The organism is Bradyrhizobium sp. CCBAU 45389 (assembly GCF_028128625.1).
Taxonomy (GTDB): Bacteria; Pseudomonadota; Alphaproteobacteria; order Rhizobiales; family Xanthobacteraceae; genus Bradyrhizobium; species Bradyrhizobium liaoningense_B.
Genome location: NZ_LBIY01000095.1, coordinates 428,449 through 442,302, shown reverse-complemented (window position 1 = coordinate 442,302; position 13,854 = coordinate 428,449). Strand labels below are relative to the sequence as shown.

At 65.3% G+C, this 13,854-nt stretch carries 7 protein-coding genes; 2 read left to right on the top strand and 5 right to left on the bottom strand.

The genetic code is table 11. The annotated features are described in order from the left end of the window. Positions 1 to 177 precede the first annotated feature (177 nt). Both XH79_RS29135 and gltB read right to left on the bottom strand, forming a co-directional pair. Positions 178 to 1,629 carry a glutamate synthase subunit beta gene (locus XH79_RS29135; protein ID WP_271583835.1) on the bottom strand — a complete coding sequence of 484 codons (1,452 nt, stop codon included), beginning with the start codon at positions 1,627 to 1,629 and terminating at the stop codon, positions 178 to 180. A gap of 158 nt (positions 1,630 to 1,787) precedes the next feature. After that, entirely contained in the window at positions 1,788 to 6,521 is a 4,734-nt protein-coding gene (gltB, locus tag XH79_RS29130; RefSeq protein WP_271583834.1) for a glutamate synthase large subunit, read from the bottom strand. Between the two features lie 491 nt (positions 6,522 to 7,012). Here gltB and XH79_RS29125 point away from each other — a divergent pair, with 491 nt between their 5' ends. Continuing rightward, on the top strand, positions 7,013 to 7,801 hold the full coding sequence (locus XH79_RS29125; RefSeq protein WP_271583833.1) for a hypothetical protein: 789 nt from the start codon (positions 7,013 to 7,015) through the stop codon (positions 7,799 to 7,801). A gap of 136 nt (positions 7,802 to 7,937) precedes the next feature. Here XH79_RS29125 and XH79_RS29120 read toward each other — a convergent pair whose 3' ends face one another. Then, positions 7,938 to 8,708 carry an alpha/beta fold hydrolase gene (locus tag XH79_RS29120; RefSeq protein ID WP_212342069.1) on the bottom strand — a complete coding sequence of 257 codons (771 nt, stop codon included), beginning with the start codon at positions 8,706 to 8,708 and terminating at the stop codon, positions 7,938 to 7,940. A gap of 358 nt (positions 8,709 to 9,066) precedes the next feature. Further along, positions 9,067 to 9,528, bottom strand: a complete 462-nt coding sequence (locus XH79_RS29115; RefSeq protein ID WP_212342068.1) for an Hsp20 family protein — start codon at positions 9,526 to 9,528, stop codon at positions 9,067 to 9,069. Between the two features lie 218 nt (positions 9,529 to 9,746). Between XH79_RS29115 and XH79_RS29110 the strand changes: the two genes are divergently transcribed. Beyond that, positions 9,747 to 10,694, top strand: a complete 948-nt coding sequence (locus tag XH79_RS29110; RefSeq protein ID WP_212342067.1) for an alpha/beta fold hydrolase — start codon at positions 9,747 to 9,749, stop codon at positions 10,692 to 10,694. Between the two features lie 181 nt (positions 10,695 to 10,875). On the opposite strand, the gene XH79_RS29105 is transcribed toward XH79_RS29110, so the two are convergent. Further along, a complete protein-coding gene (locus tag XH79_RS29105) occupies positions 10,876 to 13,683 on the bottom strand; it encodes a di-heme-cytochrome C peroxidase (protein WP_271583832.1) in 2,808 nt (935 codons plus the stop codon). Between the last annotated feature and the right edge of the window lie 171 nt (positions 13,684 to 13,854).

Here is a 13,854-nt window from a genome sequence, read left to right as displayed (position 1 = left end):
CGTATGCGGCTGAGTTGGCTTCGCTCTCGCCACCCACTCCGCTGTCATGCCCCGGCTTGACCGGGGCATCCAGTACGCCGCGGCTTATCCGTATACGTTTGACGTCTCTGGAATACTGGATCGCCCGCTTTCGCGGGCGATGACAGTCTCAGTTGTAGCGGTCAGCTCGCGCCTCACTCAGCGCGGCAGATCCGTCTTCCCCATCAGGAACGTATCGATCGACCGGGCGCACAGCCGGCCCTCGCGGATCGCCCAGACCACCAGCGACTGGCCGCGGCGCATGTCGCCGGCGGTGAACACGTTCGGACGCGAGGTCTGGTAGTCCAGCGTGTTGGCCTTGACGTTGCCGCGCGAGTCGAGCTCGACCGAGAGCAGCTTGAGCAGGCCCTCGTGCACGGGGTGCACAAAACCCATCGCGAGCAGGACGAGCTCGGCATCGAGCTCGAACTCGGTGCCGGCGATCGGCTTGAACTTGTCGTCGACGTGGACGCAGTGCAGCTTCTTGACCTGGCCGTTCTCGCCCGAGAACTTCTGGGTCAGCACGGCGTATTCGCGGACCGCGCCTTCGGCCTGGCTGGAGGAGGTGCGCATCTTCAGCGGCCAGTTCGGCCACGTGAGACCCTTGTTCTCGCGCTCGGGCGGAGCGGGCATGATCTCGAGCTGGGTCACCGACAGCGCGCCCTGGCGCAGCGAGGTGCCGATGCAGTCCGAGCCGGTGTCGCCGCCGCCGATGACGACGACATGCTTGCCGCCGGCCAGGATCTCCTGGACGCCGTTCAAGGGCTCGCTGGAGACGCGGCGGTTCTGCTGCGGCAGGAAATCCATGGCGTAGTGAATCCCCGCGAGGTCGCGGCCGGGGATCGGCAGGTCGCGCGGGGCTTCCGCGCCGCCGGTCAGCGCCACCGCGTCATACTCGTTGAGCATCTCGCGCGGATCGACATTGCCGTCGGCGCCGACATGGCTGTTATAGTGGAAGGTTACGCCTTCGCCTTCCATCTGCTTGACGCGGCGGTCGATGACGCCCTTCTCCATCTTGAAGTCGGGGATGCCGTAGCGCAGCAGGCCGCCGGCCTTGGCGTACTTCTCGTAGACATGCACGTCGTGGCCGGCGCGCGCGAGCTGCTGCGCGCAGGCCATGCCGGCCGGGCCCGATCCGATCACGGCGACCTTCTTGCCGGTCTTCTCCGCGGCCACTTCCGGCTTCAGCCAGCCATTGTCCCAGGCGCGGTCGACGATCGCGCATTCGATGGTCTTGATGGTGACGGGGTTGTCGTCGATGTTGAGCGTGCAGGACGCTTCGCACGGCGCAGGGCAGATGCGCCCGGTGAACTCAGGGAAATTGTTGGTCGAGTGCAGATTGCGCGAGGCCTCTTCCCAGTTGCCCTGGTAGACGAGGTCGTTCCAGTCGGGGATCTGGTTGTTGACCGGGCAGCCGGGCGTGCCGGGCGCAACCGAGCCGGTGCCGTGGCAATAGGGAATGCCGCAGTTCATGCAGCGCGCGGCTTGGTCGCGCACTTCCCTCTCGCTCAAGGGAACGACGAACTCGTTGTAATGCTTCACGCGCTCGGCGACCGGGGTGTACTTGCGGTCGTGCCGTTCGATTTCCAGAAAACCCGTGATCTTGCCCATTAAACCCGAAGTCCCTGCCGCTTAATTCGTTTTATTCTCTCACCCCTCATCCTGAGGAGCGGCGCGCTTTTCGCGCCGCGTCTCGAAGGATGGAGGCCCGGATGGTGGTCTCATGGTTCGTGACGGCGCTACGCGCCTCCTCACCATGAGGCTTCTTCCTACGCCCCGATCGCGATTTTCGGCTCGGCGTCCGCGTTGGCGGCCATTTCGCGCAGCGCGCGCCGGTACTCGACCGGCATCACCTTGCGGAACTTGGGCAGCCAGTCCTTCCAGTTGGCAAGGATCTCGGTGGCGCGCTTGGAGCCGGTCGCCTTGGCGTGGCGCGAGATCAGGACGTGCAGCCGCTCGACGTCGGAGGCGAGCAGGTTCTTGAACACGTCGACCCGGCCGTGCGCCTCGAGGTCACCGGAGTGGTTATAGGTGCCGGCGTTGATCAGCTCTTCCGACAGCACCGGCTCGAGCTCGACCATCGCCATGTTGCACAGCTTGTCGAAGTCGCCGGTCTCGTCCAGCACGTAGGCGATGCCGCCCGACATGCCGGCCGCGAAGTTGCGCCCGGTCTTGCCGAGCACGACCACGATGCCGCCGGTCATGTATTCGCAGCAATGATCACCCGCGCCCTCGACCACGGCGACCGCGCCCGAGTTGCGCACGGCAAAGCGCTCGCCGGCGATGCCGCGGAAGTAGCACTCGCCCTGGATCGCGCCGTACATCACGGTGTTGCCGACGATGATCGATTCTTCGGGCACGATGGCCGAGTTCGCCGGCGGCTTGACGATGATCTTGCCGCCCGACAGGCCCTTGCCGACATAGTCGTTGCCTTCACCCTCGAGCTCGAAGGTGACGCCATTGGCAAGCCACGCGCCGAAGGCCTGGCCGGCAGTGCCCTTGAGGCTGACATGGATGGTGTCCTGCGGCAGGCCGGCATGGCCGTAGATCTTGGCGACCGCGCCCGACAGCATCGCACCAGCGGAGCGGTTGGTGCTGTTGATCGCAGCCTCGATCTTCACCGGCGCGCCGCGGTCGAGGGCGGGGGTCGCCTTCTCGATCAGCGTGCGGTCGAGCACCGCCTCCAGATGATGGTTCTGGCGCTCGGAGTGATAGATCTTCTGGCCCTTCTCTTCCTTCTGCTTGACGAACAGCTTGGAGAAGTCGAGGCCCTTGGCCTTCCAGTGCGCGACCAGGCGGGTCTGGTCGAGCAGCTGCACCTGGCCGACCATCTCGTTGAAGGTGCGGAAGCCGAGCGAAGCCATGATCTCGCGGACTTCCTCCGCGACGAAGAAGAAGTAGTTGATCACGTGCTCGGGCTGGCCGGTGAAGCGCTTGCGCAGGACGGGGTCCTGCGTTGCGACGCCGACCGGGCAGGTGTTGAGATGGCACTTGCGCATCATGATGCAGCCGGCCGCGATCAGCGGCGCGGTGGCGAAGCCGAACTCGTCGGCGCCGAGCAGCGCGCCGATCACGACGTCACGGCCGGTGCGGAAGCCGCCGTCGACCTGGACCACGATGCGGCTGCGCAGCCGCTCGCGCACCAGTGTCTGGTGGGTTTCGGCGAGGCCGATCTCCCACGGTGATCCCGCGTGCTTGATCGAGGTCAGCGGCGAAGCACCGGTGCCGCCCTCGAAGCCCGCGATGGTGACATGGTCGGCGCGCGCCTTGGCGACGCCCGCCGCGACCGTGCCGACGCCGATCTCGGAGACGAGCTTGACCGAGACGTCGCCCGTCGGGTTGACGTTCTTGAGGTCGTAGATCAGCTGCGCCAAATCCTCGATCGAGTAGATGTCGTGGTGCGGCGGCGGCGAGATCAGGCCGACGCCCGGCGTCGAGTGCCGCACCTTGGCGATGGTCGCGTCGACCTTGTGGCCGGGCAGCTGGCCGCCTTCGCCGGGCTTGGCGCCCTGCGCCATCTTGATCTGCATCATGTCGGAGTTGACGAGATACTCCGTGGTGACGCCGAAACGGCCCGAGGCGACCTGCTTGATCGCCGAGCGCATGGAATCGCCGTTCGGCATCGGCTTGAAGCGGTCGGCTTCCTCGCCGCCTTCGCCGGTGTTCGACTTGCCGCCGATCCGGTTCATGGCGATCGCCAGCGTGGTGTGCGCTTCGCGCGAGATCGAGCCGAAGCTCATCGCGCCGGTGGCGAAGCGCTTGACGATGTCCTTGGCCGGCTCGACCTGGTCGAGGGGTACAGGCTTGCGCTTCTCTTCGTCCGCGTTCTTGATCCGGAACAGGCCGCGCAGCGTCAGAAGCCGCTCCGACTGCTCGTTGAGGATCTTCGCGAAGGCGCGGTAGCGCTCCTGCGAATTGCCGCGCGCGGCGTGCTGGAGCAGCGAGACCGACTCGGCGGTCCAGGCATGGTCCTCGCCGCGGCTGCGATAGGCATATTCGCCGCCGACGTCGAGCGAGCTCTTGTAGACCTGCGCCTCGCCGAACGCGTCGGCATGGCGGCGCACGGCCTCTTCCGCGATCTCGGCAAGACCCACGCCCTCGACGCGGGTATGCGTGCCCGCGAAGAACTTCGAGACGAAGTCGGCCTTGAGGCCGACGGCGTCGAAGATCTGCGCGCCGCAATAGGACTGGTAGGTCGAGATGCCCATCTTGGACATCACCTTGAGCAGGCCCTTGCCGATCGACTTGATGTAGCGCTTGACGATCTCGTAGTCGTCGAGCGAGCCGGGCAGGCGGTCCTTCATCGCGATGATGGTCTCGAACGCGAGGTACGGATTGATCGCTTCAGCGCCGTAGCCCGCGAGGCAGGCGAAGTGATGTACTTCGCGCGGCTCGCCGGATTCGACGACGAGACCGACCGACGTGCGCAGTCCGACGCGGATCAGATGATGATGCACGGCGGCGCAGGCCAGCAGTGCCGGGATCGGCACGCGGTCGGTACCGACCATGCGGTCGGACAGGATGATGATGTTGACGCCCTCGCGCACCGCGCTTTCAGCGCGCGCGCAGAGCTCGTCGAGCACCTGGTCCATGCCGGCCGCGCCGAGGCCGGCGTGGAAGGTGGTGTCCAGCGTGCGCGACTTGAAGTGCGACTCGGCGACGTCGGAGATCGAGCGGATCTTTTCCAGGTCCGCGTCGGTCAGGATCGGCTGGCGCACTTCGAGGCGCTTGGTGGTGGCGAGGCCCTGCAGGTCGAACAGGTTCGGCCGCGGTCCGATGATGGACACGAGGCTCATCACCAGCTCCTCGCGGATCGGGTCGATCGGCGGGTTGGTGACCTGCGCGAAGTTCTGCTTGAAGTAGGTGAACAGCGGCTTGGCCTTGTCCGACAGCGCCGAGATCGGCGTGTCGTTGCCCATCGAGCCCGCGGCTTCTTCGCCCGTGGCCGCCATCGGCGTCATCAGGATGGTGATGTCTTCCTGGCTGTAGCCGAACGCCTGCTGGCGATCGAGCAGCGACAGGTTCGAGCGCACGCCGGTGGTCGGCACCTTCGGCAGCTCTTCCAGCACGATCTGGGTCCGCTCCAGCCACTCCTTGTAGGGATGGCTCTTGGCGAGCTCGGCCTTGATCTCGTCGTCCGGGATCAGGCGGCCCTGCTCGAGGTCGACCAGCAGCATCTTGCCGGGCTGCAGGCGCCACTTGGTGATGATCTGGTCCTCGGGGATCGTCAGCACGCCCATCTCGGACGCCATCACGATGCGGTCGTCCTTGGTGACGAGATAGCGCGCGGGCCTGAGGCCGTTGCGGTCGAGCGTGGCGCCGATCTGGCGGCCGTCGGTGAAGGCGATCGCGGCGGGGCCGTCCCACGGCTCCATCAGCGCGGCATGATATTCGTAGAAGGCGCGGCGCTTCTCATCCATCAAGGGATTGCCGGCCCACGCTTCCGGAATCATCATCATGACGGCGTGCGGCAGCGAGTAGCCGCCCTGCACCAGGAATTCGAGCGCGTTGTCGAAGCACGCCGTGTCCGACTGTCCCTCATAGGAGATCGGCCAGAGCCGGTTGATGTCCTTGCCGTAGAGCTCGGAGCTGACCGAAGCCTGGCGCGCCGCCATCCAGTTGACGTTGCCGCGCAGCGTGTTGATCTCGCCATTATGCGCGATCATGCGGTAGGGATGCGCCAGCGACCACGCCGGGAAGGTGTTGGTCGAGAAGCGCTGGTGAACGAGGGCAAGCGCGCTCTCGAAGTCAGCCTCGTGCAGATCGGGATAGTACTTGCCGAGCTGGTCGGCGAGGAACATGCCCTTGTAGATCACGGTGCGGCAGGACATCGAGCACGGGTAATAGCCGGCGAGGCCGCGGTCGCGGCGCTGGTAGATCGCCTGCGAGATCGACTTGCGCAGGATGTAGAGCCGGCGCTCGAACTCGTCCTCGGTCTTGGCGACGCCGTTGCGGCCGATGAACACCTGCATGCAGGCAGGCTCGGTCGGCTTCACGGTGACGCCGAGCGAGGAATTGTCGGTCGGCACGTCGCGCCAGCCGAGCAGGGTCAGGCCCTCTTCCTTGATCTGGTCGGCGATGATGCTCTTGATGACGTTACGCCAGGCGGTGTCGCGCGGCATGAACAGCGCGCCGATGGCGTATTCGCCGGGCGCGGGCAGCGTAAAGCCGATCTCCTTGGCCTTGCGGCTGAAGAAGGCGTGCGGGATCTGCACCAGGATGCCTGCGCCGTCACCGGCGCGCGGGTCGGCGCCGACGGCGCCGCGATGCTCGAGGTTGCAGAGGATGCTGAGCGCGTCCGAGACGATCTCGTGCGACTTCTTGCCCTTGATGTTGGCGATGAAGCCGACGCCGCAAGAGTCCTTCTCCAGGCTCGGTTCGTAGAGGCCTTCGGCTTTGGGCCGCGAATTGTGCTCCTGAATCGGATCGGTCGTTTTCGAGGCGACCGTCGCCGACAGCTCTTCTGCCACGATGTTTGCGCGCTCGAATTGCGACCCGTTCATTGTTCCAATCCTCTCCATGCGGCAAGCTGTCTCACCGCCATCTTCGGCGCACCTTGGGCGTTCCGCGGCACCCGCCTCTGGGTCACCGCTCGTCCGCTGCGAGCCGCATTTTCTTAAATTCAGGCCTAGGCGTTCTTCGTCCCCGAGAACGGCTTTGCCTGTTGCCTTCTTGGCGCTCGGAAGCACCGACTTTCGTTGCAATCCCTATGCCGGAACCGCAAGCAAAATTGAGACAGCTTTCCTGTCCTAACCATCACTGTGCCAAATTTTTGTCTAGCACACAAGCGCGCGGAAGTCCCGATTCCCGATATGTCAATCAATCGCTTTCCGAAAGTTGCGCAGCCCCGGTTTTGAAGCAAACGCGCCCTGATCCGGCCCTGTGGACGCCGAAATCCCCGATGAAGCTTCGGATCGGCCCTTCGGACGGCGCGTCACGCCGCAAGAAGCGAAAGAGCGCACTCCGTTCGGGGCCTGACAGGAGCGTCTCGACCATGAAGTTTTTCACAGGATGTGTCGCCGCCGCCGCCGCGCTGGCACTGGCCGCTAGCACGGCTCAAGCGCAAGTTCCCGCAAACGGTATTGCGGGAGGGGCCATGATCGCGGTCTCGGATTTCGACGGGCCCTATGCGCCGCCGGAAGCCGCACCGCCCCCGCCGCCGCGCTACGGTTACGGTTATGGCTACGACGAGCGTGGCCCGGCCCCGGCACTGCTGCCGTCGACCGAGGTTTACGCGGTGTTGCGCGACAACGGCTTCTCGCCGCTCGGCATCCCGCGGCTGCGCGGCAGCGTCTACACCATCGCCGTGATCGACCGCCGCGGCGACGACGGCCGGCTGGTGATCGATGCCCGCGACGGCCGGATCATCCGCTTCATGCCGGCGGCCGATGCCTACGGCATGGCGCCGCCCTATGAGGAGCGCGCGGTCGGCCCTTACGGCCCGCAAAGCGCGCTGCCGCCGCCGACCATGATCCGCAGCGGCCCGCCGCGCCCGCCCGCTCCAATCCCGCATGTCGCCAAGCGTACCGTGCCGCTGCCCAAGGCGGCTCCGCAGCGCGGCGAGACGCCGGTCGCGGCGGTGAAGCCGGCCGAGCCGGTGGCGCAGGCCCGGGCGCCGCAGACTCAGCCTGCACAGGCACAAGCTCCGCAGCAGACCGCCGCCGTGCAGGCAAAGCCCGCCGAGGCCGCGCCGCAGGCCCCCGCGCCAGCTGTCGGCGAGGCCAAGCCTGCTCCGACGATCCAGCCGACGCAGGAGATGCCGGCCGCGCAGGGGCTGGATTAGCGCGCAGGCTACTACGCCGCTTGTTTGACGCGACGGCGGTCATCACACCTTCGCCGGGACGACGACAGGGAGGGAGTTGAGTAAAACAAAAGGCGCCCGAGCAACTCAGGCGCCTTTTGCATTCACGCAACCATCCTCAGCTCCGCGGATACCCGGCCGCTTCCAGGATCAGATTCGCCACCTCCTTCGGATGCGACACCAGCGAGAGGTGGCCGGCATCGAGCTCGATCGTGGTGGCGTTCATGCGCTTGGCGAGGAAGCGTTCGAGATCGGGGTTGATGGTGTAGTCGTTCTTCGACACCGCGTACCAGCTCGGCTTGCTATGCCATGCCGCTTCCGTGGTGCGGCCGGCGAAGATCGAGGCCGCCGTCGGCCACTGCACCGCGTAGAGCTCCTTGGCCTGCTCCGGCTTCACGCCATTGGCGAAATACTTCAGGAAGGACTCCTCCGACAGCTTGGTGTAGCCGTCGCGCTCGACGATGCCGGCGCGCACGGGGCCGGTCGGAAACTGCTTCGACAGCGCGACGAAATCCTCGTCGGCATCGGGCGCACGTGCGGCGACGTAAACGAGGCCGGTGACCTTCGGGTCGGTGCCGACCTGACTGATCACCGTGCCGCCCCAGGAATGCGCGACCAGCACGGTCGGTCCATCCTGCTCGGCCAGCGCACGCTTGGTGGCTTCGACGGAGTCGGCGAGCGACGACAGCGGATTCTGCACGGCGGTGACATGCAGGCCTGCCGCCTGGAGGATCGGGATCACTTCCGACCAGCTCGAGCCGTCGGCCCAGGCGCCGTGCACCAGCACGACGTTCTTCGCCTTCACGGCCTGCGGTGTCTGCGCGTGAGCAAGGCTGAGGGGGGCCGCCAGCAGGCTCGCGGCGACGAAAAGGCTGCGCCAAAGTGACATGATCGTTCTCCGTCTCGTTTTGTGTTCGATGTCCAAAGGACGGAGCGCGGGGCAGCGGCGTTACGCTCAGTCACTTACCTGTGAGAAGCGTCTTGGTCGGGCATGTGCGGGACGCGTGGGCGAACTTACGCGGTGTGCGGGGTAACGTAGAATGACAGGCCCAACCTGTATTTCCATTTCAACCGAAAACTGCCGCTGGATTCTGCGGCACTGACAAGACAGCTGGTCGGTACGAAATATATCGACGGAGGAGTAGCCGCGGGGCTACTCGCGGCGTTTCACGAGCACAGCTGGACAAATAAAAAAACGCCCCGGGGCACCGGGGCGTTTTCTCAAACCTGGAAGTGGCGTGCCGTGCTTAGGCGGCGACCGAGCTCTCGATCACCTGCGCCTTCGGAGCGCTGGTGTTGATCGCGATCTGGCGCGGCTTCTTGGCTTCGGGAATTTCGCGGACGAGATCGACGTGAAGCAGGCCGTTCTCGAGCGAGGCGTCCTTCACCTGCACGAAGTCGGCAAGCTGGAAGGCGCGCTCGAAGGCACGCGCGGCGATGCCGCGATAGAGCACTTCGGATTTCGAGTTCTCGTTGGCGACCTTCTCGCCCTTGATCGTCAGCGTGTTTTCCTTCGCGACGATGGAGAGCTCGTCCTTGGCGAAGCCCGAGACCGCGACGGTGATGCGGTAGGCGTTATCGCCGGTGCGCTCGATGTTGTAGGGGGGATAGCCGGGGCTGCCGTCAGAGCTGGCCTGGTCGAGCAGGTTGAACAAACGGTCGAAGCCGACGGTGGAACGATAGAAGGGGGTGAGATCGTAGGTACGCATGGTCAAGTCCTCCATTGAGCGACTGTTGGGTAACCCGCCCGCCATCGGGCCGGGCTTTAGTCTGTGTGCAGCCTGATGTTCCGGTTCCGAAACACTGGTAGCGGCCTGCACGAAGGTGATATGGGTGGGGTGAGACGGCGTTCAAGAGGGCGGCAACAGCGCCTTTTCGGCGCTCCCGCCCCTTGATTTGCAGCACTTCGCGCCCAGCCCTCCCAATCATGACGCTGCTCTCGATACCGTCCAACCCCGTTCCCGAAAACGTCGTCAGCGGCACCATCAAGACCCCCGACGGCGCCGAGCTGCGCTTCGCGCGCTGGGCGCCGCCGGCGGGCCGCAAAGGCACGGTCTGCGTCTTCACCGGCCGCAGCGAGCAGATCGAGAAATATTTCGAGACCGTACGCGATTTGCGCGATCGCGGCTTTGCGGTGGCGATGATCGACTGGCGCGGGCAGGGCCATTCCTCGCGGCGCCTGCGCGATCCGCGCAAGGGCTATGTGCGCGACTTCTCCGATTTCGAGATCGACGTCGAGACCTTCGTGCAGCAGGTGGTGCTGCCGGATTGCCCGCCACCCTTCTTCGCGCTTGCCCACTCCATGGGCGGCACGGTGATGCTGCGGGTCGCGCATGCGGGCAAGCGCTGGTTCGACCGCATGGTGCTGTCGGCGCCGATGATCGACCTGCCTGGCCGCGCCACCTCGTTGCCGGCGCGGACGCTGCTGAAGACGATGCGCCTGATGGGCATGGGCGGCCGCTATGTCCCCGGCGGCAGCGATCACATCACCGGGCTCAATCCCTTCATCAACAATCCGCTGACCAGCGATCCCGTCCGCTATGCGCGCAATGCCGCGATCCTGGAGGAGGATCCGACGCTGGGACTGGCGTCGCCGACGGTCGCCTGGGCCGACACCGCGTTCCGCGCGATGAACACCTTCAAGGGCATGAACTACCCCTCCGAGATCCGCCAGCCGATCCTGATGCTGGCGGCCTCCAACGACACCGTGGTCTCGACCGCGGCGATCGAGGAGTTCGCCTACCATCTGCGCGCCGGCTCGCATCTCGTGATCGCAGGGGCCAAGCACGAGATCCTCCAGGAGCAGGATCGCTACCGCTCCCAGTTCTGGGCCGCCTTCGACGCCTTCGTGCCGGGCACGCCGCTGTTCAAGTGACGTGTATCCGCGAGGGCGGTCGCTCCCTCGCCCCGCTTCGTCGCAAGCCCCTCATGGTGAGGAGCGCGGAACGCGCGTCTCGAACCATGAAGGCCCGGATCTCGCCCGCGGCCATCCTTCGAGACGCCCGCTTTCAGCGGGCTCCTCAGGATGAGGAGCCGGGCGCGTACGAACCAGCGCGCTACAGCGTCTTCAGATACTCGATCAGGTCGTAGCGCTCCTGCTCTTTGAGCACGCGGCCGATGGTGCCGTCCTTGCCGGGCCCCGGCGTGCCGTCGAACGAGTGGCCGGCATTGCTGTTGCCATACATGTCGGTGCCATCAGACGCCCGCGTCGAGAAGCGCGACTGCCCGGTCTTGCAGCTCTCGCCGTCGGAGACCGCGAAGCCGACCTGTTTCGGATCGTAGTCGCGGCCACCACCCATGCAGAACGATTTCGGCCGCTCGGCCGCGGGGCTCAGCATCCAGTACAGCGAGGGGACCGATCCGTTGTGCAGGTAGGGCGCTGTGGCCCAGACGCCGTTGAGCGGGCGCGCGCGATACCAGGGCCCCGGCTCGTTCTTCTCGGCCGGCTGCGGACCGGGATTCGGGCAGTTCTTGCGCTTGCCCCACCAGGCATCCTGAACCTTCGGGTCGATCTTCGCATCGTCCATTGCCTTGCGGGCGACGATGTCGACGAGCACCATCAGGCCAAGCGAGTACGGCATGTCGGTCGAAGAAATATCCGGCAGATTGCAGTTCCACCAGGCATTGAGTTTCTGCGTGGGGTTGAGCTGGAGGAAGCCCGGTACCTGAACCGTCCGCGTCGCCAGCACGCCGGCCTGGGCGGGGTCGGTCCCCATGCCTTTGACGCTCTTCTGGACCTCGTTCAGGAATTTGTCGTTGCCGATGGTCTCCCAGCGGGGCGATGACCAGATGCTCTGGGCCGGAAATTCGTCGTCGAACTTGCGATCGTTGACCGGACCGAGATGGCATTCAACGCAGATCTCCGCATAGAGCCTGCGGCCGCGTTTGACGCGCTCGTCATCGATCTTCCAGGCAGCATCGCCGAAGATGTCCGACGGCCATTTCGGCGATGTCAGTCCGGAGAGTTGCTTCTTCGGATAGGGCGGCGAGCCCTTCAGCAGGTCCTCGATCCAGTTCAGATTCTTGACGTCCATCGACGAGCTGAACAGCCTGTCCTTGGGGGTGTTGTCGGACAGATTGAGCAGCGCGGTCACGCCCAGCGCTTCGCCGGCGTTGCGGATCAGCGGTTGTTCGATGGACGCATCATATTGCGCGTATTTGAGCCAGGGTACGGTCCAGATCGGCGGGAAGCTGACCGGCGCGTCCTGGGCATGCAGGTTCTTTTCGAAGCCGCTGAGGCCGCTGAGCGTCATGTCCTGGGCGAAGACCTGATTGCCGATGCGGTTGAGCGCGTCGAGACGGCCGTATCCTTCCTCGGTGTTCTCTTGCGGCTCTTCCCGCTTTGTCTTCGGATTGAGCCTCGTCTTGCCGGCGATGGTTTTCGCGTAGGTCTTCTCCCAGTCGACCAGGAACGTGCCGATCGCGCTCAGCTTCTGCTTCAGCGCATCGCGGTCCGCATCGCTGGCGGAGGAGCCGAGCACACGGTCGGCGAAGCGCGTGAAGCGACCCGGGACGTAGAGCGTGTAGGCGATCGACAGGCCGGTCGTGACCTCGAGCTTCCTCAAATCGGTCATCGCCGGACCGCCGTCGAAACGGATGTCGATGCCTTTGTAATGGATCTGGCCGGTGTGGCAGGCGGCGCAGGTCAGGCCGATCCGGTCCTCGCCGAGCTGGCCGGTTGCGGGATCGGCGACGCCGGTCATGCGCGCAAAGCCGACGGGCAGGCCGTCGACGTTTTCGGCCTGGGCGCCCCAGTTCACCGGCGGATCCCAGAGTCGCGCCGGCACCGGCTTCGTCTTGTCGTAGACGTTGGCATAGCCGAACCGACGCAGTGTGGCGTCGTCGGTGTTGATCGTCTGCGGGCTCGGGATGAAGCCGAAGCGCTGCAGATGGTCGCTGTCGTGCAGCATCCCGGGCTTGGCGAAGAAATGAAGCCGCGGCTGCTCGAGCGCCATAAACCAGCTATAGGGCACAGGGAAGGTCGCGGTGCCCTGGCTGGCGTGATGAAACCAGTGCCGGTCCTCCAGCGCCCAGTTCTGCTCGAGCCAGTACGCGGCTCGCGGTTCGACTTGCGTGGGCAATGGCGGCGCTACGAGGTCCCCGAGGATGCCGGGCAGCATCGGCTGGAATTGATCGGGAAAGCGCAGCGCCACGATGCCGAAGACGAGAAGCGCGGCGACCAGTCCGCCGGCAGCGCGCAAGATCAGCGAGGGCGGAGTGACCGGCTGGCTGACGACCCGCTGGGTGATCCTGTCAGGGAATTTGCGCTCGTTGAACAATGTCCTCACCTCGGCCACGCTGAGATAGCGGTCGTCACCCTGGCCCTTGCCCATGATCTTGAGCAGGATCGGCCATTCGAACTTCATCAGGATCGGGTAGTACCAGCGCGCTTGCTTGCCGGCGCGCTTGAGGTTGTCCTTCATGAAGGTCTGGATTTGCGAGGCGTTGAGCCCGGTCTCTGTGCCGCCATCGGGATCGGCATAGGTGCTGCCGAAACCGGCGAGCCGCGCGATCTCGTCCTCGTTGACGCACCCGTCGACGCCGAGGATGCGCGAGCCGGCACCGAGCTTGTCGAGCGGGCCGCCGCGCAAGCCATTGAGCTGCGCGCCCCAGAAGATGCTCTGCAGGATGTGACAGGCGCCGTTGGCGATCAGCGCGACGCCGCGGACCTGGATGCGGGCCGAGGTCTTCTTCAGCCCCGTCTCGCCGCTTGCATTCGCGATGGTCTGTGACAGCGTCCGGAGCGGCACGGTCCCGCCATCGACGAAGCCTTCGCCGACGAGGCCGCGCAGGAATGGACAGGGATTGTTCGGCGAGACCTGGATCGAAGGGTCGAAGGGCGGCTTCGAAGAGCGGTCATGCATGGCCCGAATCCTGAAAACGGCGAATCGCAAAAAAGGACGCGCCGATCAAGCGCGGAAAGTCCTAACAAACCGACAGCAGACTATACTACTTCAACGTGCAATGAAGTGTGGCTGATTTCACTGTCCTGTCAACAACAGCGGGCGCGCGCAGCTTGCCGCGAAGGGTGGGAC

Excerpts from the sequence above, each read along its gene's own strand:
- XH79_RS29135 (WP_271583835.1), bottom strand. The coding sequence starts at position 1,629 with ATGGGCAAGATCACGGGTTTTCTGGAAATCGAACGGCACGACCGCAAG.
- gltB (WP_271583834.1), bottom strand. The coding sequence starts at position 6,521 with ATGAACGGGTCGCAATTCGAGCGCGCAAACATCGTGGCAGAAGAGCTG.
- XH79_RS29125 (WP_271583833.1), top strand. The coding sequence starts at position 7,013 with ATGAAGTTTTTCACAGGATGTGTCGCCGCCGCCGCCGCGCTGGCACTG.
- XH79_RS29120 (WP_212342069.1), bottom strand. The coding sequence starts at position 8,708 with ATGTCACTTTGGCGCAGCCTTTTCGTCGCCGCGAGCCTGCTGGCGGCC.
- XH79_RS29115 (WP_212342068.1), bottom strand. The coding sequence starts at position 9,528 with ATGCGTACCTACGATCTCACCCCCTTCTATCGTTCCACCGTCGGCTTC.
- XH79_RS29110 (WP_212342067.1), top strand. The coding sequence starts at position 9,747 with ATGACGCTGCTCTCGATACCGTCCAACCCCGTTCCCGAAAACGTCGTC.
- XH79_RS29105 (WP_271583832.1), bottom strand. The coding sequence starts at position 13,683 with ATGCATGACCGCTCTTCGAAGCCGCCCTTCGACCCTTCGATCCAGGTC.